This is a genomic window from Vicinamibacterales bacterium (assembly GCA_036496585.1).
Taxonomy (GTDB): domain Bacteria; phylum Acidobacteriota; class Vicinamibacteria; order Vicinamibacterales; family 2-12-FULL-66-21; genus JAICSD01.
Genome location: DASXLB010000041.1, coordinates 1 through 19,910, shown reverse-complemented (window position 1 = coordinate 19,910; position 19,910 = coordinate 1). Strand labels below are relative to the sequence as shown.

The following is a 19,910-nucleotide window of genomic DNA, read 5'->3' as shown; positions in this document are numbered from 1 at the left end:
TACGCGAGCTACTACATCAAGGTCCTCGACGAGCATCTGCCGACCGCCGTCGATCTGCTCTCCGACATCGTCATGCATCCGCGGTTCGAGCAGGACGATCTCGACCGCGAGCAGAAGGTGATCCTCGAAGAGATCAAGATGGTCGAGGACACGCCCGACGACCTCGTGCACGAGCTGTTCACGCAGCATTTCTGGGAAGGACATGCGCTCGGCCGGCCGATCCTCGGATCCAAGGAAACGGTCGAAGCGTTTACGCGTGAGACGCTGCTTGAATACTTTCGCGGCACCTACGTCGCGCGGAACATGATCATTTCCGCCGCCGGCAATCTCGAACATTCACGCGTCCGCGAGCTCGTCGAAGCCGCTTTCGGCGGCCTGACGTCGAACGGTACGCCGCTCTCGGCCGAACCCCCGCGCGTCGTTCCGCAGGTCATCACCCGATCCAAGGACCTCGAACAGAGCCATCTCTGTCTTGGCACGAACAGCTATCCGCAGAACCATGATGATCGGTACGTCAGCTACATCATGAACACGGTGCTGGGGGGATCGATGAGCTCGCGGCTTTTTCAGAACGTCCGGGAAAAGCGCGGGCTCGCGTACGCCGTCTTCAGCGGCCTGAGCGCGTATCGCGACGCCGGGAACATCACCATTTATGCGGGTTGCTCGAACCAGGCGGTCGGTGAAGTGATCGACCTCTGCGTCGAAGAGTTACGCGGCATGAAGCGGGGCCCAGTACCAGACGCCGAGCTCCGCCGGGCAAAGGATCATCTCAAGGGCAGCCTGATGCTGAGCCTCGAGAATACCGCGAGCCGCATGTCGCACCTGGCGCGCCAGGAGATCTACTTCGAGCGTCATTTCGATCTCGACGAGACGCTGGCCGGCGTCGAGCGCGTCAGCGCCGAGGACGTGCAGCGCGTCGCGGCCGATCTCTTCGCCGACGGATCGCTCGCGGCGACGGTGGTCGGGCCGTCCCAGCACACGTTCACCCGGGCGCAACTGGAGCTCGGGTAGATGCTTCGAGCGTCAACCGGGACACCATCCCTCGACGAGGGAACACGGCGATGATTGCGCGCTACACCAATCCGGAGATGGGGGCGATCTGGAGCGACCGCCGCCGCTACGAGACGTGGCTGGAGGTCGAGCTCGCCGCCGCCGACGCCACCGCTGAGGCCGGCCTGATTCCGGCGGAGGCGGCCGCGGCGCTGCGCGCCGGCGCTGCCCGGGCCACCATCGACATCGCGCGGATCGACGAGATCGAGCGGGTCACCCAGCACGACGTGATCGCGTTCACGACCGCGATGGCCGAGCAGATCGGCCCGGCGGCGCGCTGGCTGCATTTCGGGCTGACCTCGTCGGACGTGCTCGACACGGCGCAGGCCATCCAGATGCGCGAGGCGTGCACCCTCCTGATCAAGAACCTCGGCGGGTTGATGACGGCGGTGCGGGCGCGGGCTGAGGAGCACCGGCGCACCCCGATGATCGGTCGGACCCACGGCGTGCATGCTGAGCCGATGACCTTCGGGCTGAAGCTCGCGCTGTGGTACGACGCGCTGCAGCGCGACCTCGACCGGTTGCTGCGCGCGCGCGAGACAGTGTCGGTCGGCAAGATGTCCGGCGCGGTCGGCACCTTCGCCCACCTCGATCCCGCCATCGAGGCGCGCGCCTGTGCGCGCCTCGGGTTGCAGGCGGCGCCGGTCTCGTCGCAGGTCATCCAGCGCGACCGCCACGCCGAGCTCCTGTCGGCGATGGCGATCCTCGGCGCCACGCTGGAGACCTGCGCGCTCGAGATCCGCGGACTGCAGAAGACCGAGATCGGGGAAGTCGAGGAGCCGTTCGGGAAGGGGCAGAAGGGCTCGTCGGCGATGCCGCACAAGCGCAACCCGATCGGCTGCGAGCAGATCGTCGGGTTGGCGCGGCTGCTGCGCGCCAACGCGATGGCGGCGATGGAGAACATCGCGCTCTGGCACGAGCGGGACATCTCGCATTCCTCGGTGGAGCGGGTGATCCTGCCCGACAGCTTCATCGCGCTCGATCACATGCTGCGCCGCTTCACCCGGATCGTCGGCGGCATGGTGGTCTATCCCGAGCGCATGCTCGAGAACCTGCAGCGGTCGCGCGGCGTGGTGTTCTCCGGCACCCTGCTGCTCGAGCTGGCGCGCCGCGGCCTGTCGCGCGAACAGGCCTACGAGTGGGTGCAGCGCAACGCCATGCGCGCCTTCCACGAGCAGCGCGACTTCAAGTCGCTGCTGCTGGCCGACGCCGACGTCACCAGGACGCTGACCCCGGCCGACATCGACAAGGCGTTCGACCTCCACGATCAGTTGCGAAACGTCGACGCGATCATCGATCGCGTCTTTGCCGGAGCCGCAGTCACGACATGAAAGCGCGCGTCTACGTCACGCTGAAGCCGTCGGTCTTCGATCCGCAGGGGCAGACGATCGCCGACGCGCTGCACTCGCTCGGTTATACGACCGTCGGCGACGTCCGCCAGGGAAAGTTCTTCGAGCTCGACCTGAACGCCGCGTCCGCCGACCAGGCGAAGTCCCTCGCGGCCGAAGTCGCCGACAAGCTGCTCGCCAACCCGGTCATCGAGAGCTATCGTGTCGAAATCCTCTAGCCCGACGCCGCAAGCCGGGAGCTGGCCGCGGTGAGCCTCACCTTCGCCATCGTCGTGTTCCCGGGATCCAACTGCGATCACGACAGCTACCACGCCGCCAAGGACGTCCTCGGCCAGGATGCGGTGTGCATCTGGCACAAGGAGACGAGCCTCGCGGGAGCCGACGTCGTGATCCTGCCGGGCGGTTTCGCGCACGGCGACTACCTGCGCACCGGCGCGATCGCGCGGTTTTCGCCGATCATGCCGGCGGTCGTCGATTTCGCCGGGCGCGGCGGACCGGTGCTCGGCATCTGCAACGGCTTTCAGGTCCTGCTCGAGTCGGGGCTGCTGCCCGGCGCGATGCTGCGCAACCGCGACCTGCGCTTCCACTGCGAGCAGGTCGGCATCCGCGTCGAGCGCACCGACACGCCGTTCACCGCGCGGGCCCGCGAGCGGCAGGTGCTGCGCATGCCGGTGGCGCACGGCGAGGGCAACTACTTCGCGCCGCCCGAGCTGCTGCGTCAGCTCGAGGACAGCGGCCGCGTCGTCTTCCGCTATTGCGACGAGCGCGGCGAGGCCGTCGACGCCGCCAACATCAACGGCTCGGCGCACAACATCGCCGGCATCTGCAACGAGGGGCGCAACGTGGTCGGCCTGATGCCGCATCCGGAGCGCGCCTGCGAGGCGTCGCTCGGCAGCGCGGACGGGCTGCTGCTGTTCGAGTCGGTCGTCAGCGCGCTCGTGCAGGAAGGCGCGGTGCCGACCCGATGAACGCGAACGAGCGACAGCGAGAAGGCCACGCGAACGGAGCGGGGCCAGTGGCCGCCGCGAGCGAGCGCGCCGGGGGGACTGGCGGGGCGAAGCCCCCCAGTGAGCTCTTGGAGCGGCACGGTCTCAAGGCGGACGAATACGACCGCATCGTCAAGGCGCTCGATCGCGAGCCGACCCTCACCGAACTCGGCATCTTCTCGGTGATGTGGTCCGAGCACTGCAGCTACAAGAGTTCGCGCCTGCACCTGAAGAAGCTGCCGACCGAGGGCCCGCGGGTGCTGCAGGGTCCCGGTGAGAACGCCGGCGCCGTGGACATCGGCGACGGGCTGGCGGCCGTCTTCAAGATCGAATCGCACAATCATCCGTCGTTCATCGAGCCCTACCAGGGGGCGGCGACCGGCGTCGGCGGCATCATCCGCGACATCTTCACGATGGGCGCGCGGCCCATTGCGCTGCTCAACGCGCTCCGCTTCGGGCCGCTCGACGGCCCGAACGGCGCGCGCACCCGCCGCATCGTCGACGGCGTCGTCCGCGGCATCGGCGGCTATGGCAACAGCATCGGCATTCCGACGGTCGGCGGCGAGGTCGCCTTCGAGCCCTGCTACGACGGCAACCCGCTGGTCAACGTCTTCTGCCTGGGCATCGTCGAGGCCGACGCGCTGGTCAAGGGGAAGGCCTCCGGATCGGGAAACCCGGTTTACTACGTCGGCGCCAAGACGGGCCGCGACGGCATCCACGGCGCGACGATGGCCTCGGCCGAGTTCGACGACAAGTCTGCCGAGAAGCGTCCGGCGGTGCAGGTCGGCGATCCGTTCATGGAGAAGCTGCTGCTCGAGGCGTGTCTCGAGCTGATGGCCACCGACGCGCTGATTGGCGTGCAGGACATGGGCGCGGCCGGACTGACCTGTTCCACGTGCGAGATGGGATCGCGCGGCGGCGCCGGCATCGAGATCGACGTGATGCACGTGCCGCAGCGCGAAACCGGGATGACCCCCTACGAAATCATGCTCTCCGAATCCCAGGAGCGCATGCTGCTCGTCGTCAAGCAGGGGCGCGAGGCGGAGGTCGAGCGGATTTTCGAGAAGTGGGACCTGCACGCCGCGCACATCGGCGAAGTCACGACCGACGGCGTGATGCGCGTGAAGGCGCACGGCCAGGTGGTCGCCGAGATTCCCAACACCGCGCTGGTCGACGAGGCGCCGCTCTACGATCGGCCGCGCGCCCGGCCGGCCTACCTCGACGAGGCGCGGGCGTTCGACCTGCGGACGCTGCCGGCAGTGCCGGCCGGCGACGCGCTGCTGCGGCTGCTCGCCGCGCCGTCGATCGCCAGCAAGCGCTGGGTCTACCGGCAGTACGACACCATGGTGCGCACCAACACCATCGCGGCGGCCGGCATGAGCGCGGGCGTCGTCCGGATCAAGGGCACGCGCCGCGCCCTCGCGATCTCGACCGACGGCAACGGCCGCTACGGCTATCTCGATCCGCGCCTCGGCGCGATGCTCGCGGTGGCCGAAGCGGCGCGCAACGTCGCGTGCGCCGGCGGCGTGCCGATCGGCGCGACCAACTGCCTCAACTTCGGCAATCCCGAGCGCCCCGAGATCATGTGGCAGCTCGTGGAGGCCATCGAGGGGATCGCGGACGCGTGCCGCGGGCTCGACATCCCGATCACCGGCGGCAACGTCAGCCTCTACAACGAAACCGACGGGCAGGCCATCTATCCGACGCCGGTCATTGGCGTCGTCGGGCTGATCGACGATGCGTCGCGCGTCACGTCGCGGGTCTTCAAGGGGGCGGGCGACGCCGTGATTCTGCTCGGCGAGGATCGCGGCGAGCTCGGCGGCAGCGAATACCTGAAGACCATCCATGGCCTCGTGCGCGGCAGCACGCCGCAGCTCGACCTGGGGCGCGAGGCGGCGCTCATCCGATTGGTCACGTCCGCGATCGGCGACGGCCTCGTCCGCTCGGCGCACGACGTGTCGGACGGGGGAATTGCCGTTACACTGGCCGAGTGCTGCTTCGACACCGGCGGCCTCGGCGTCACGGTCGACGTTCCTTCGTGTCCTTCGCTTCCTTCGCTTTTTGCCTTCTTCAGCGAAAGCGCCTCGCGAATCGTTCTGTCGGTTGAGGCGTCGAAAGAACAGGACGTCCTGGCGCGCGCCGCCGCCGCGGGCGTGCCGGCACGGCGGATCGGCACAACCGGCGGCGATCGCCTGAGAGTCACGGTGGACGGCGCGGCGGCGATCGACGTCGCCGTGTCGGAGGCCGAACACCTCTGGTCGACGGCCATCGAGCAGTACTTCAAACGTACTGCCGCATGAATGCGGCGTGGGGAATCGGGGCCGGAGCCCCCGTGTGACGATGGATAAATTCAAAGACGAGTGCGGCGTCTTTGGCATCTTCGGGCACCCCGAGGCCGCCAACCTGACCTATCTCGGCCTCTATTCGCTCCAGCATCGCGGCCAGGAGAGCGCTGGTATCGCGTCGGCCGACGGCACCAAGATGCGCATCTCGCGCGCGATGGGCCACGTCGCCGAGGCGTTCGACGAGCGCGCGCTGGAGTCGCTGCCCGGCCACATCGCGATCGGCCATACGCGCTATTCGACGGCCGGCGACAGCCGGCTGCTCAACGCGCAGCCGATCCTGATCGATTGCGCGCACGGTCAGATCGCCATCGCCCACAACGGCAACCTCGTCAACGCGCGCGAACTGCGCGACCGGCTGGTCAAAGAGGGATCGATCTTCCAGACCAGCAGCGACACCGAGGTGGTGCTGCACCTCTACGCGCGATCGCGCGAGCACACCATCGAGGACGCGCTCGTCGAGTCGATCGCGCAGGTCACCGGCGCCTACTCGTTCGTGCTGATGACCAGGGACCGGCTGATCGCGGCGCGCGATCCGCACGGCTTCCGCCCGCTCGCGCTCGGCCGGCTCGGCGACGCCTACATCGTCTGCTCGGAGACCTGCGCGCTCGATCTCATCGGGGCGACCTACGTCCGCGACGTCGAGCCAGGCGAGCTGATCATCATCAGCGACGGCGGCATCCGCTCGCTGCACCCGTTTCCGCCGGCCCCGCTGTCCCACTGCGTGTTCGAGCACGTCTACTTCGCGCGCCCCGACAGCTACGTGTTCGGCAAGAGCGTCAACCAGGTGCGCACGGCCCTCGGCCGCATCCTCGCCGAGGAATCGGGAGTGCCGGCCGACGTCATCGTCCCGATTCCCGACTCCGGCGTCTGCCCGGCCACCGGCTTCGCCGAGTACTCGGGCGTGCCGATGCAGATGGGGCTCATCCGCAACCACTATGTCGGCCGGACCTTCATCCAGCCGCAGCAGGCGATCCGCCACTTCAGCGTGCGCATCAAACTCAATCCGGTGAAGAGCATCCTCGACGGGCGCCGCGTCGTGCTCATCGACGACTCGATCGTCCGCGGCACGACCAGCCGCAAGATCGTCAAGATGGTCCGCGCCGCCGGCGCGCGCGAGGTGCACATGCGGATCGCCTGTCCGCCGACCATCTCGCCGTGCTTCTACGGCGTCGACACGCCCAGCCGTGCCGAGCTGATTGCCGCCACCCAGTCGCTGGAGCAGATCCGCGATTTCATCGAGGCCGACACCCTCAGCTACCTGAGCCTCGACGGGCTGTTGCGCGCCGTGCGCCCCGACAGCCAGTCGTACTGCACCTCGTGTTACACGGGCCAGTATCCGGTGGCGCTGCCGCGTGACGAGCAAGCCTATCTGCAGCTGGCGCTGAAGGTCGTCGAGTGAGAGCGGCCGCGGCGCTGCTCGCGTCCCTCGTCGGGCTGACGGCGGGCGCCCACTCCCAGGTTCCAACCGCCAGCTCCGCACAGAAGCCCATCCCCAAACCTTCGGCCGCCGCAACCCATCCGCCAGCCTCCGACCTCCACGCCGCGATCGACAATCTCGGCAAGTTCGACGATACGACGCGGACGGCGGCGGCGCGGGCAGTGCGCCGCGCGGAGCCGGCGCAGGCGGTGCCGATGCTGCTCGACGCCGCGTCCAACCACGCCGACGGCTACGTCCGCTTCAAGGCGCTGGTGCTCGTCTCCGGCTTCAACGACCCGCGCGCGCGCGACGTGATGGCGGCGGCGCTCGACGAGCCGAACGATCGGCTGCGCACCGTCGCCTACGCGTACTTCGAGCACAACAAGGAGCGCGGGATGTCGGCGCGGCTCCTCAAGAAGCTCGAAACGGAGAACGGCGAGTTCGTCAGGCCGGCGCTGACCCGTGCGCTGGCCGCCTATGGCGACGAATCCGCCGTCCAGACCGCGCTCAACGCGCTGGTGCTGCGCGGCGAGGACGTCTATCGCAGCGCCGTCATCGAGGCGCTGGGCGATTACCATGCCGCCTACGCCCTGACCTCGATCATCCAGGTCTCGAAGCAGGATGGACCGCTGCAGGAGGACGCCATCCTGGCGATGGGCAAGATCGGCGACAAGCGCGCGCTCGAGACGCTCCAGGATCTCCAGAAATCGGCCCCGCGTGTCCGGCAGCCGGCGGTCGCCTCCGCCATCTGCCTGCTCGGACTCAATTGCGACCTGCACGAGAAGTTCGTTGTCGACACGATGACCTTCGCCGGGCGGCAGCTCGGCTTCCAGGACCTGCTGCGCGCCAGCTCGCGCGCGCTCGCCGCGCTGGCCGGGTCGGGACGCTCCGAGGCAGCCGCGGCGCTTCTCGACGCCGGGATTCCGGCGCGCGATCCGGCGCGCTCGCCGATCGCGCTGGCCTTCGGCACGGTCGCGCTGCGCAACACGACGCTCGTCCTCAAGCTGTTCGCCTCGCGCCGCGACGTGCGCGAGGGCGGGCTGCTGCTCCGCGACGCGTTCGACATGCTCGAGGAGGACTACGAGGAAGAGCGGTTCTTTGCCGCTGTCCGGCGCGCCTACTGGCAGGCGCCGGAGGGATCGCCGGATCGCAAGGCCGCCGACGCGCTGATCCAGGTGCTGGAATTCTGATCGTCGCGAACCGGCGCGCGAGGCCGCCGGCCGGCCGCCTGGTCGACGCGGACGGTGCCAGAGGAGGCGGCGGGGCGAAGCCCGCCGCGCAATGATGGACTACAAACGCGCCGGCGTCGACATCGACGCCGGCAACGAAGTCGTGCGCCGGATCAGGACGCTGGCGAAGTCGACCGCGACGCCGGGCGTGCTGTCCGATCTCGGCTCGTTCGGCGGCCTCTTCCACCTCGGCGCCCGCGGCCTGCGCGATCCGGTGCTGGTGTCGAGCGCCGACGGCGTCGGCACCAAGCTGCGGCTGGCGTTTCTCACCGGCGTCCACGACACCATCGGCGTCGATCTCGTCAATCACTGCGTCAACGACATCCTCGTGCAGGGGGCCGCGCCGCTGTTCTTCTTCGACTATCTCGCGACCGGCCGGCTCGATCCCGACGTCGCGGTGCGGATCGTCGAGGGGCTGGCGCGCGCCTGCCGTGACAACGGCTGCGCGCTGCTCGGCGGCGAGACGGCCGAGATGCCCGGGTTCTACGCCGACGGCGAGTACGACGTGGCCGGCTTCATCGTCGGGGCAGCCGAGCGAGCGAAGATCGTCGACGGCCGGCGCATCGCGGCCGGCGACGCGCTGATCGGCCTTCCCTCGTCCGGCCTGCACACCAACGGCTATTCGCTGGCGCGCTCGATCGTCTTCGACCAGCTGAAGCTGCACGTGCACGACAGGGTGCCCGAGCTGGGAACGTCGATCGGAGAGGCGCTGCTCGTGCCGCACCGTTCGTATCTGCGCGTGATTACGCCGATCCTCGAGGCGGGGGACGCCATCAAGGGAATGGCCCACATCACCGGCGGCGGCATCACCGACAACCTGCCGCGCGTGCTGCCGGAGGGCACCGACGCGCGGGTGCGCGTGTCCGCATGGACGGTACCGCCCATCTTCGGGTGGCTGCAGCGCGCCGGCGGCGTGCCGCACGACGACATGCTGCGGACCTTCAACATGGGGATCGGCATGATCCTCGTCGTCGCCCCGGAAGAAGCCGATGCCGTGCTCGGCGCGCTCGCCGCGGCAGGGGAGGCAGACGCCGTCCGTATCGGCGAGATCGCGGCGGGCCGTGGACAGGTCGTCTACAACTGATCTCCTCTTCCTGACGGCGGCCGCCGCGGTGATGGCGGCCGGCTACGTGTCCGATCTCGCCGGTGCGCCGTTTTCTCCGGCGGCGCTGCTCGCGTGCGGTGTGCTCATCGCGGTCGGGGCGGGGTCATGCGGCGGCCGCGCGTCGACCTGCCAGCCGTTCTCGTGACGGCGGCGACCTTCACGTATGCGATGTGGATCGCCTCGCCGGCGTTTCTGCCCGTGACCAACGGACCGGACGTCGTGCACCACCTGCAGCTGATCCACGCGATCGCACGGCTCGGCCGCGTTCCTCACGATCCGGCCCTTTCGCCCTATCTGCTCGAGATGATGGACTACACGCCCGGCTCGCATCTGCTCGCGGCCGCCGTCGCTGCCTGGTTGCGCCTCGATCCACTGCGGGTGATCTATCCGCTCGCGGCGCTGTTTGTCGCCGTCAAGGCCGGGTTGTTGTACGGGCTCGCGCGGCGCCTCGCCGCCGGCACGCCGTACGCGTCGCTGGCTGCGATCGCCGCGCCGGTTCTGGTGTTCGTACCTGCCGCGTACTTCCTCGGTTCGCTCCTCCAGTTCTTTTTCTACGCGCAGCTGATTTCGGAAGCGTTCGCGATGGGATTCCTCGTGGCTCTCGTGAGCTGGACGACCCGGCGCGAGACGAGTGACGCGCTGGCCGTGTCGGCCTGCGCGGTCGGCATCGTGCTCGCCTGGCCGGTGTGGCTGGCGCCCTGCGCGATGACCGCGGCATCCGCGGTGTGGGCGGCGCCCGTCACCTGGCGGCGGCGGATCGGGCTTGCGGCGTGGATGCTGGGGCCGGCGATCGGCCTTGCCGGCGCGCACCAGCTCGCACATCGCGGCGCCGTTTCGATCGTCGCGAGCAGCGGGGCGGTCACGGCGCCGTCGATGGCGGTGTTCGGTGTCGGGTTCGTGATCCTGACGGCGGCGGGCGTGTTCTACGCCGTGCGCGAGTCCACCGGTCGCGTCGTCGTCGTGTTCCTGGCGTCGACGCTCGTCACGGCGGCGGCGCTGGCGGCGCTGACCCGCTTTCGAGGCGTCTACATGGCGTTCAAGATGCTGTATCTCGCGGTGCTGCCGGCGGCGGCGCTCGGCGCGCTCGCGCTGGCGCGGGTCACCGCGCTCGCGCAGGCGCGGATGCCGCGCGTCAGGGGATTGGCCGTGCTGCCCCTCGCCGTCGCGGTCCTGCTCGTCCGCGGCCGCGTGCCGGCCCATCGCATTCACGGCTCGCTGTCGCTGCCGGCGCGCGACGTCGGACTGTGGGCACGCGATCACGTTCCGCCAGGATGCGTCGACTACTTCTCGCGCTACTGGCTGACCGGCTACTGGCTGCATCTCGACGTACTCGGCAACCCGCGCCAGTCGGATCGCATGACGGAGGAGACGTTCGACTTCCCAGACGTGGCGGCGAAATGGATCGAGGGCCGCGGGCTGCCTTACGCGATCGTCGAGGACGTGATCGCCATTCCGCGCGAGATCCGTCCCGATATGGAGCCGCTGTATGGGAGGGGAACGTTCCTGCTGGTCCGTAACCGGCGTGCGGCCGCCTGCCGCGACTAGCCGGGCCATGCTCGGCATGTCTCCGGCGGCCGGTCAGGATAAGATCTTGCCGCCCATGTCGAACCGACGGATCGCCGTCCTGATCTCCGGACGCGGCAGCAACCTGCAGGCATTGATCGACGCCGTGGCGGCCAAGCGGCTCGACGCGACGATCGCCGTGGTCATCTCGAACATCACCGGCGCCCACGGGCTCGACCGCGCGCGACAGGCGGGCATACCCGGCGTGACGCTGTCGCATCGGGACCATTCGTCGCGAGACGCTTTCGAGACCGCGCTGGTCGCCGAGCTGCGGCGCCACGACGTCGGCCTCGTCTGCCTCGCCGGGTTCATGCGGCTGCTGGGGCCGACCTATCTCGGTGCGTTCGGCGAGCAGACGCTCAACATCCATCCGTCGCTGCTGCCGGCGTTCCCCGGCGTGGACGCGCAGCGCCAGGCGCTCGAGCACGGCGTCAAGGTCGCCGGCGCGACCGTGCACTTCGTGACCGGCGCGCTCGACGGCGGACCGATCGTCGCGCAGGGCGCGGTGCCGGTTGACGACAGTGACACCGCCGACGTGCTGGCAGAGCGCATTCTCGAGGTCGAACACCGTCTCTATCCCGAGGCGGTCGCCTCGGTGCTCGACGGCGGCTGGGTGATTCAGGGACGCACGTACAGGAAGTTGCCGTAGGATTCGGCGCCGGCTTCGAGGCGCTCTCGATGGAAGCCCGCGGTCCCCAGACTCCGGTCCGCGGCGCCGCCGGTCGTCGTCTCGCATACGATCGTCAGCCGCGGCTCGGCCAGCAGCCGCGGCATCCCCGCCAGGACGCGCGCTTCGGCCCCTTCCACGTCGATCTTCACACAGCGCACGCGCTGCGCCAGGCCCGGGCGCGACGCCATCCAGTCATCGAGTGTCGTCAGGCCGACGCTGAAACCCGGACGCAGCGCGGCGACGTGCCGCATCGGCGAGAGCGCCGGCTCGATCGTGGAATGCATCGAGATCCCTTCGTCCTCGAACAGCACCGCCTCGCCGGCGGCGTCGGCGAGCGCCAGCGGCACGATCTCGACGCGGGACGTCATCCCGTTGCGCAGCACGATCGTCTCGAGCATCGCCCGCGCGCCGCCGTGCGGCTCGAAGGCGATGACCAGGCCACCGGCTCCGACCACCTGCGCGGCGAGGACGGTGAAGTAGCCGATGTTGGCGCCGACGTCGAGGAAGACGTCTCCCGGCTGCAGCGCCGTGACGATTGCGTCGGTCACCGCTGCCTCGTACGGCGTCGCGTAGAAGTACGGCATCCGTCCGGTCGCGTCGGTGATGTCGAGTTGCAGCCGGCAGCCGTGCACGTGTACCGGCCGAAAGCGTTCGCCGCCGAGGCGCAGGCGCGCCAGGAGATCCTCCTGGACGAACCAGTAGAGGCCGGCGAGGCGGTGCGATCGTCTGGCGGCGGCGCGCCCCAGCCTGATCGCGATCGCTTCGAGCGACGGGAACGTCGCGATCGTGGCCGCGATCGCCGCCGCCAGGGCGGCACGCAGCCTGCGCAGCCTGTGCTTGAATGCCGGCTGCGGCGTCATGCGTCGGCGGGCTCGAGCGTCAGTACGGCAACTTCCGGCGGGCAGTTGATGCGGACGGGCACGTAGATCGTGCCCACGCCGCGGCTGACGAAGATCGACGTGCCCTCGCGCCGTGCCAGCCCGGCCACCACCGGGAATTCCCGCGCCGCGACCGCCCCGAGCCCCGGCAGCACGATCTGGCCACCGTGCGTGTGGCCGCAGACGAGCGCCGGGATCGCCAGCTGCTGCGCCTCGGTCAGTCGTTTCGGCGTGTGCGCGAGCAGAATCGCATGCGGCACGCTGCCGCGCAGCACGTGCGCGATCTCTCCCACCTTGTAGGTCCAGAACCGGATTCCCGCGAAGTCCATGATCTCGCCGCGGATCGTCAGGCGCGTGCGGGCGTCTTTCAGCACGGTGAACCCGCGCGCCGCCAGCGCCGCCGGCATCTCGTGATCGTCGTCGTGGTTGCCGAGGATGGCGATCACGCCGTGCGGCGCGCTGAGCGGCGCCAGCGCCTCGGCGGCGTCATGCATGTAGCGGACGTCGCGCCACGACACGTAGTCGCCGCCGAGCACGATCAGGTCTGGCTGCTCGGCCATCAGCGCGCGGACAGCCGACGCCACGAGCTCGTGCGACACCGTCTGGCTGCGGTGCACGTCGGTGAGGATGCCGAGCCGAAGCCCGCGCAGCGCCTCCGGCAGTCCCGATACGGGAAAGGCCGATCGCGTGACCTCGATGTCGTGACGCTCGTACAGAAAACCGTGCGCGGTGGCGCCCGTGACGGTGCCGGCGCCAATGCCGACGAGCGCCTTGAGCAGCCGCCGCCGTCCTTCCGTGACGTTCATGCCGCTGCCGTTCGCACGGCCAACCGCCGCGACAGGGCGACTCCGGCGGCAATCACGGCCGCGGCGACGATCGCGATCTCCACGAACCGGATGGGCGGCATCTGCGGCAGGTGACCCTCCGGCAGCGGCGCCGGCCACACCCGTCCCATCTCGAGCAGCCACGGCAGCTGCGCCAGGCCGATCGCTGCGCCTGCCCAGCGCCGTTCGCGCTCGTTGATCGCGTCGAGCGCGAACACGCTCCACGCCAGCACGAATGGATAGCCGGCGGCGACGACGCGCTCGTTGTCGGTGGCGAAGAGGAGCTGGATCATCGTCACGGCCAGGGCGCCGCTCAGCGCCAGCTCGCGCCCGCCCCAGCGCCGCGACGCCATGCCGACCGCCATCAGCGGCAGCAGCAGGTTCCAGGTCCCAGCCGTCGTCAGCAGTAGCCGTCGCGACGCATACCTCGCCGACATCGAGTCGAGGACAACGTGGAAGTCCTTGAGGTTGTCGAATGGATACACCGGCGAGGCGACGATCCACCACTCCAGGAGAGTGCGGATCCCGACGGCGGCGCCGATCGCCGCCGCCGCCGGCGGCAGCAGTCGGCGATCGACGAGCACCGCCCACGACGCCGCGAAGCATGCGCCGATCAGCGCCGTTTCCTTGGTGAACGCCAGCGCCGCGATCGCCGCCACGAGCGATACGCTCCGGCCACGCACCGTCGCCGTGACGGCAAGGAAGAGGAGCAGCAGTCCGACCGGATCGACGCGGACGACGTCCCATGCCATCAGTCCGACGACCGGCGGTGACACCGCCATCACCACCGCGCCGGCCAGCGCCGAGGTGCGCGATGCGCCGAGTGCGTCGAGCCAGCGCCAGGCCGCCAGCGGCAGCAGCGCCAGCATCGCGAACGTGAGGACGAGGAATCCACGCGCCGGCCCGCCCAGAGGCGCGCCGAGGCAGCGCGCCAGGAGCGGCGGCAGCAGCCGCCAGGACCCTGGCGCATGGTGGACTTGCGGATCGTCGGAGAACGGCGCGCGCGCGATCGCCAGGTAGACCTGCTGGTCCTGCGCGAAATACGACGCCGGCGCCGGCGCGGCGTGGGCGCGCACGAATGTCGCGGCGGCGAGCGCCAGCGCACCGAGCGCGAGGGCCGGCCAGCGGCGTCGGATCATCGACGATTTATATCACTCCGGTATAGTACGAACCATGTCCGGCGCGGGTTTGTACGACGAGTTGGCGTGGCGCGGCCTGGTGTCCGACGCGACCGACGGACTTCGCGAGGCGTTCGCGGCGGGTCCGGTGACCGGCTACATCGGTTTCGATCCGACCGCCGACAGCCTTCACGTCGGATCGCTCCTCACGATGATCGGCCTGGCGCGGCTGCAGCGCTTCGGCCACCTGCCGATCGCCATCGTCGGCGGCGGCACCGGCATGATCGGCGATCCAAAACCGACGCAGGAGCGGCCGTTGCTGTCCCGCGACGACATCGAGCGGAACGTCGCCGGCATCCGCCCGCAGCTGGCCCGCCTGCTCGATTTCGACAGCCGCACGAACCCGGCCCGCATCGTCAACAACGCCGACTGGCTGGCATCATTCGATCTGCTCGGGTTCCTGCGCGACACCGGCAAGTACTTCACGGTCAACTACCTGCTGCAGAAGGAAGCGGTCAGCCGGCGGCTCGGCAGCGACGAGGGGATCTCGTTCACCGAGTTCAGCTATCCGCTGCTGCAGGCGCGCGACTACCTCGAGCTGTTCGATCGCCACGGCTGCACGCTGCAGATGGGCGGCAGCGATCAGTGGGGCAACATCACCGCCGGCATCGATCTCGTCCGCAAGCTCCGCGCGGCGCGCGTCCACGGCCTGGTGTGGCCGCTGCTGACGACGTCGGCCGGCACCAAGTTCGGCAAGACCGAAGCCGGCACGGTGTGGCTCGATGCGGCGCGCACCTCGCCGTTCAAGTTCCATCAGTTCTGGCTCAACACCGACGATCGCGACGTCGTCCGCTACCTGAAGTTCTTCACCTTCATGACGCGGGAAGAAATCGAGCTGCTCGCCGCCGAGGCGGCGGCGCATCCCGAGCAGCGCGTCGCGCAGCGGGCGCTGGCGCGCGCCGTGACCGCGCTCGTCCACGGCGACGACCAGGTCGATCGCGCCGAACGCGCCGCGCTGGTCCTGTTCGGCGGCAGCTTCGACGGGGTCGCGGCCGATGACATCATGACGGTCTTCGAAGACGCGCCGTCGACCGAGATCGATCTCCCGGCCGAGGGCAGTACGGCCGTCGAGCTCCTGACGACGACCGGGCTGGCGCCGTCGCGCAGCGAAGCGATGCGGCTCGTCAAAGGGGGCGGCGTCTACGTGAACAACGCGCGCGTCGCGGACGAGAAGGCGCGTTTCACCGGCGCCGACGCGATCGGCGGCGAGATCTTCGTGCTGCGCAAGGGCCGGAAGGATCAGCACATCGTCCGCCTCAGACGCGGCTGAGGCGCGCGCCGCGGCTACGACGTGAAGCGGCATTTCAACAGCGTGTAGATCGCGTCGACGCCGTCGATCAAGCGCATTTTCTTGCCTTCGTCCGCGCTGCGGGGGTTGTAGGAGATCGGCACTTCGACAATCCGCCTGCCGGCACGGAGCAGCCGCGCCGTCAACTCCGGTTCGATGTCGAAGCCGACGGTCCGCAGGCGGACGCCCTGCAGCGCGCCTCGGCGCATCACCTTGTAGGCCGTCTCCATGTCGGTCAGCCCGCCGCCGAAGAGTACGTTGGTGAGCAGCGTCAGGAACCGGTTGGCCGCACGCGATCTGAACGCCACCTTCGAGGTCGGCCGGAGAAAACGCGAGCCGTAGACGACGTCGGCGTCGCCCGCCAGGATCGGCGCGATGAGCTGCGTGTACTCGGAGGGATCGAGCTCGAGATCAGCGTCCTGCACGAGCAGGATGTCGCCGGTGGCGAACGCCAGGCCCATGCGGACCGCCGCGCCTTTTCCGAGGTTGATCGGGCTGTGGTAGACGTGGACCGGCAGGTCCGGCGGCAGCTGGCGCTCGTCGATGACGCCGCGCGTGCCGTCAGTCGATCCGTCGTTGGCGATGACGATTTCCTTGTCGATGGTCCCGAGGTCGACCGCGGCGACGCGTTCGAGCACCTCGCGAATCGTCTGCTCCTCGTTGTAGACGGGGATGATGACCGATAGACGCATGCGCCGGAACGCCGTCACTATACTGCGTTTGGGCGTTGACCCCTCATCCGAATTGGTGCTACATCGCCCGTGGTGGCGAAGACGATGACGATGCAAGCCTCGACGTCGGGGCGGCGGAATGCCGCGACCGTGCTGCTGTGCGCCGCCATCGTGGCGGCGGTCGCGGCTGCGCTGATTGGTCTCACCGGCGGGACGGCGATCGGTCCGCTCGTGCTGCGAAGTCCGATCCGTCCGCTCGTTGTCGCGATCGCTCTGCTGGTCGCGTCGTGGGCGACGGCCGGTGCCGGCTTGTTGTCTCTGGTGACCATGCTTGCGCACTCGCGCCGCGCCGCGGCCTCGGCTGCGGCGGCGACGGCTGGCGCCGTGCTTGTATGTGCGCTCGCCTGGAACACGCGCGCGGCCGGCGGCTCGGACTCGTCGTGCTACGTGCTGCAGGCGGAGGCGTTCGCGCACGGGCATGCCGAGTTGGCGAATCCCGTCGCGCGGGTGCTGCCCGACGAGCCCAACGCGGTGTTCGCCCCAACCGGGTTCCTGCCGGCGCGCGAGTACGGCGAGGCGGTGCCGATCTGCCCGCCGGGGTTGTCGCTGGCGATGGCGGCGGCGTCTCTGGTGCATCCATCTGCCGTGTTCCTGGTCGTGCCGGTGACGGCCGCGCTCACCGTGTGGCTGACGTTCCTCTACGGCCGCCGCCTGGACGGCGACAGCACGGGCGCGTGGGCGGCGGTGCTGGTCGCCGCGAGTCCGATCTTTCTGTACCAGGCTGTGCAGCCGATGAGCGACGTGCCGGCCGCGGCGGCGTGGATGGCCGCGCTCGTCTCGGCGTCGCCCCTCGCGGCGGGCGGGTGGGCGTCGGTCGCGGTGCTCGTCCGGCCCAATCTGCTGCTGCTGGTCCCGCTGCTGGCGCTGACCGAAGGGATTGGCGGGGCATCGTTCGCCGCAGTGACTCGCAGGAGCTGGCGGCTGCTGGCAGGCCTGCTGCCGGGCGTGTTGCTGCTGCTGGCGCTCAACGCCGTACGCTATGGCGCACCGCTCGCGACGGGATACGGCAGTACAGACGCGCTGTTTTCGCGCGCGCACGTCTATCCGAACCTGCTTCGCTATCCGCGCTGGCTGCTCGAGACGCACACCCCGTTTCTGCTTCTCTCCGTGGCCGGCCCATTCGTGCTGCGCCGCGATTCGGCGCGCGCGCGCCTGGCGTGGATTTCCCTCGCGGCCGCGGGGCTGCTCGTCGCGACGTATCTCGCCTACACGGTCTTCGATGACTGGTGGTACATCCGGTTTCTGCTGCCGGCGCTGCCGATGCTGCTGGCGCTGAGCGTCGCCACGCTGCGCGCGACGGCGCGGGCGCTGCCTGCGCGAGTGGCCGGCATGGCCGCCCCCATCCTGTGCGGTGCGCTGGCGATCGCGTTCGTGCGGGTCGGGGTGGCGCGGCACGTCACCCAATTGCCGCGGCTCGAAGCGCGATTTCGTCTCACCGGCGAGTTCGCAGCCCGTGCGCTACCGAGCGCTGCCGTCGTCATCGCGGTGCAGCAGAGCGGGAGCGTGCGCGTGCACGGCGGGCGCGACACGATCGCCTGGGACGCCATTGGCGCGCATGATCTCGACGGGACGATCGCGCGGCTGGAGCGGCGCGGGCGGCTCGTGTTTCTGGCGCTCGAGGATGGCGAAGAGCCGCGGTTCCGTGAGCGTTTCCTCGGCGAGCGTTTCGGCGCGCTCGAGTGGCCGCCGACGGCGGTGATCGAAGCGGCCGTACGGGTGCGGGTGTTCGACGTGCGGGATCGGGCGCGATTTCTCCTCGGCGAGCGGATCGAGACTGCGCTCGTCCGTTAAGGTGCCGGAGCGGGCGCGCGGTGGGTGCCGGGTGCGCTTGACAGGGCTGGGGTCGGGAGGTATATTGTGTGGGTTCGGCGCGGTCCGCCGGACATCTTCTACGGCAAGCCTTCTCGATTCGACCACCTCGGCTTCTCCTGACAGAGAACGCGCACGGCGGCCAGGATTTCGAACGGAAATTGCGAAGTGAGAAGGCGGGGCTTGACAAGCCTCGAAGGCTTTAGTAAGATTCGAAGGTTCCCCCAAACACCGAAAAGTGGACAGGGGGAGCAAGCAAGACCGGTTCTTTGAAAACTAGATAGAACGTGCAAGCACAACCCGTCGAGTATCAGCGGGTGGCGCAGCGCAAGTCGTTGATGGACCGTCAGTTCTGGTCCTGAGGCGAGCTGTGAACCACCTATTACTTGACGAACTGAACAACGTAGAGCGAGCCAATAAATCAACGGCTACTCGCGTTAAATGTTTGCCCATCTCGGCGCTTCGGTGCTGGGGTGCGGCGACGCCTTTAACATGAGAGTTTGATCCTGGCTCAGAATCAACGCTGGCGGCGTGCCTAACACATGCAAGTCGAACGCGAAAGCCCGCAAGGGTGAGTAGAGTGGCAAACGGGTGAGTAACACGTGGGTGACCTGCCTCAGAGTGGGGGATAACGACCCGAAAGGGTCGCTAATACCGCATAACATCCTGCGCTTGGAAGCGCGGAGATCAAAGCCGGGGATCGCAAGACCTGGCGCTTGGAGAGGGGCCCGCGGCCGATTAGCTAGTTGGTGAGGTAACGGCTCACCAAGGCAACGATCGGTATCCGGCCTGAGAGGGCGGACGGACACACTGGGACTGAGACACGGCCCAGACTCCTACGGGAGGCAGCAGTGGGGAATTGTTCGCAATGGGCGAAAGCCTGACGACGCAACGCCGCGTGGAGGACGAAGATCTTCGGGTCGTAAACTCCTTTCGATCGGGACGAATGATCGGTGACCTAACACGTCATCGGAATGACGGTACCGAGAGAAGAAGCCCCGGCTAACTCCGTGCCAGCAGCCGCGGTAATACGGGGGGGGCAAGCGTTGTTCGGAATTACTGGGCGTAAAGGGCGCGTAGGCGGCCATCTAAGTCAGACGTGAAATCCCTCGGCTTAACCGAGGAACTGCGTCTGATACTGGAGGGCTTGAATCCGGGAGAGGGATGTGGAATTCCAGGTGTAGCGGTGAAATGCGTAGATATCTGGAGGAACACCGGTGGCGAAGGCGGCATCCTGGACCGGTATTGACGCTGAGGCGCGAAAGCTAGGGGAGCAAACGGGATTAGATACCCCGGTAGTCCTAGCCCTAAACGATGAGTGCTTGGTGTGGCGGGTATCGATCCCTGCCGTGCCGAAGCTAACGCATTAAGCATTCCGCCTGGGGAGTACGGTCGCAAGGCTGAAACTCAAAGGAATTGACGGGGGCCCGCACAAGCGGTGGAGCATGTGGTTCAATTCGACGCAACGCGAAGAACCTTACCCAGGCT

The 19,910-nt window shown here is 68.7% G+C and carries 17 protein-coding genes and 1 rRNA gene; 14 read left to right on the top strand and 4 right to left on the bottom strand.

The features are described 5' to 3' along the window. The 11 genes from VGI12_13385 to purN all read left to right on the top strand — a co-directional run. The coding region (locus VGI12_13385; protein ID HEY2433662.1) for a pitrilysin family protein at nt 1–1,011 on the top strand (1,011 nt) is incomplete at its 5' end. Between the two features lie 50 nt (nt 1,012–1,061). Continuing rightward, nucleotides 1,062–2,381 carry an adenylosuccinate lyase gene (purB, locus tag VGI12_13380; GenBank protein ID HEY2433661.1) on the top strand — a complete coding sequence of 440 codons (1,320 nt, stop codon included), beginning with the start codon at nt 1,062–1,064 and terminating at the stop codon, nt 2,379–2,381. Further along, on the top strand, nt 2,378–2,617 hold the full coding sequence (gene purS / locus VGI12_13375; protein HEY2433660.1) for a phosphoribosylformylglycinamidine synthase subunit PurS: 240 nt from the start codon (nt 2,378–2,380) through the stop codon (nt 2,615–2,617). Before purB ends, purS begins: the two co-directional genes overlap by 4 nt. Nucleotides 2,618–2,647: 30 nt before the next feature. Continuing rightward, the gene (gene purQ / locus VGI12_13370; protein ID HEY2433659.1) at nt 2,648–3,367 is read left to right on the top strand and encodes a phosphoribosylformylglycinamidine synthase subunit PurQ; all 720 of its coding nucleotides are present in this window, start codon (nt 2,648–2,650) and stop codon (nt 3,365–3,367) included. 107 nt (nt 3,368–3,474) lie between these two features. Further along, on the top strand, nt 3,475–5,685 hold the full coding sequence (purL, locus tag VGI12_13365) for a phosphoribosylformylglycinamidine synthase subunit PurL (GenBank protein ID HEY2433658.1): 2,211 nt from the start codon (nt 3,475–3,477) through the stop codon (nt 5,683–5,685). A gap of 40 nt (nt 5,686–5,725) precedes the next feature. Next, a complete protein-coding gene (gene purF / locus VGI12_13360) occupies nt 5,726–7,129 on the top strand; it encodes an amidophosphoribosyltransferase (GenBank protein HEY2433657.1) in 1,404 nt (467 codons plus the stop codon). Beyond that, complete coding sequence (locus tag VGI12_13355; protein ID HEY2433656.1) at nt 7,126–8,337, top strand: HEAT repeat domain-containing protein; 1,212 nt, start codon at nt 7,126–7,128, stop codon at nt 8,335–8,337. Before purF ends, VGI12_13355 begins: the two co-directional genes overlap by 4 nt. A gap of 94 nt (nt 8,338–8,431) precedes the next feature. Beyond that, the gene (purM, locus tag VGI12_13350) at nt 8,432–9,460 is read left to right on the top strand and encodes a phosphoribosylformylglycinamidine cyclo-ligase (protein HEY2433655.1); all 1,029 of its coding nucleotides are present in this window, start codon (nt 8,432–8,434) and stop codon (nt 9,458–9,460) included. Then, the gene (locus tag VGI12_13345) at nt 9,438–9,626 is read left to right on the top strand and encodes a hypothetical protein (protein HEY2433654.1); all 189 of its coding nucleotides are present in this window, start codon (nt 9,438–9,440) and stop codon (nt 9,624–9,626) included. The genes purM and VGI12_13345 overlap by 23 nt, the downstream gene beginning before the upstream one ends. Beyond that, a complete protein-coding gene (locus tag VGI12_13340; protein ID HEY2433653.1) occupies nt 9,587–11,026 on the top strand; it encodes a hypothetical protein in 1,440 nt (479 codons plus the stop codon). The genes VGI12_13345 and VGI12_13340 overlap by 40 nt, the downstream gene beginning before the upstream one ends. 55 nt (nt 11,027–11,081) lie before the next feature. Then, nucleotides 11,082–11,693, top strand: coding sequence for a phosphoribosylglycinamide formyltransferase (gene purN / locus VGI12_13335; protein ID HEY2433652.1), 612 nt, complete (start codon nt 11,082–11,084; stop codon nt 11,691–11,693). On the opposite strand, the gene VGI12_13330 is transcribed toward purN, so the two are convergent. The 3 genes from VGI12_13330 to VGI12_13320 are packed head-to-tail and all read right to left on the bottom strand — an operon-like array spanning nt 11,663 to nt 14,555. Further along, the gene (locus tag VGI12_13330; GenBank protein ID HEY2433651.1) at nt 11,663–12,574 is read right to left on the bottom strand and encodes an FkbM family methyltransferase; all 912 of its coding nucleotides are present in this window, start codon (nt 12,572–12,574) and stop codon (nt 11,663–11,665) included. The genes purN and VGI12_13330 overlap by 31 nt on opposite strands. After that, nucleotides 12,571–13,398, bottom strand: coding sequence for a metallophosphoesterase (locus VGI12_13325; protein ID HEY2433650.1), 828 nt, complete (start codon nt 13,396–13,398; stop codon nt 12,571–12,573). The genes VGI12_13330 and VGI12_13325 overlap by 4 nt, the downstream gene beginning before the upstream one ends. Beyond that, a complete protein-coding gene (locus VGI12_13320; protein HEY2433649.1) occupies nt 13,395–14,555 on the bottom strand; it encodes a hypothetical protein in 1,161 nt (386 codons plus the stop codon). The genes VGI12_13325 and VGI12_13320 overlap by 4 nt, the downstream gene beginning before the upstream one ends. Nucleotides 14,556–14,589: 34 nt before the next feature. Here VGI12_13320 and tyrS point away from each other — a divergent pair, with 34 nt between their 5' ends. Then, complete coding sequence (gene tyrS / locus VGI12_13315) at nt 14,590–15,864, top strand: tyrosine--tRNA ligase (protein ID HEY2433648.1); 1,275 nt, start codon at nt 14,590–14,592, stop codon at nt 15,862–15,864. Between the two features lie 14 nt (nt 15,865–15,878). Here the strand turns inward: tyrS and VGI12_13310 are convergent, their stop codons facing one another. Then, nucleotides 15,879–16,574: a glycosyltransferase family 2 protein gene (locus VGI12_13310; GenBank protein HEY2433647.1), complete on the bottom strand. Its 696-nt coding sequence runs from the start codon at nt 16,572–16,574 to the stop codon at nt 15,879–15,881. Nucleotides 16,575–16,658: 84 nt separating this feature from the next. Here VGI12_13310 and VGI12_13305 point away from each other — a divergent pair, with 84 nt between their 5' ends. Further along, a complete protein-coding gene (locus tag VGI12_13305) occupies nt 16,659–18,404 on the top strand; it encodes a hypothetical protein (GenBank protein ID HEY2433646.1) in 1,746 nt (581 codons plus the stop codon). A 506-nt stretch (nt 18,405–18,910) separates the two neighbouring features. Beyond that, nucleotides 18,911–19,910 (top strand): 16S ribosomal RNA (locus tag VGI12_13300); the annotation flags it as partial.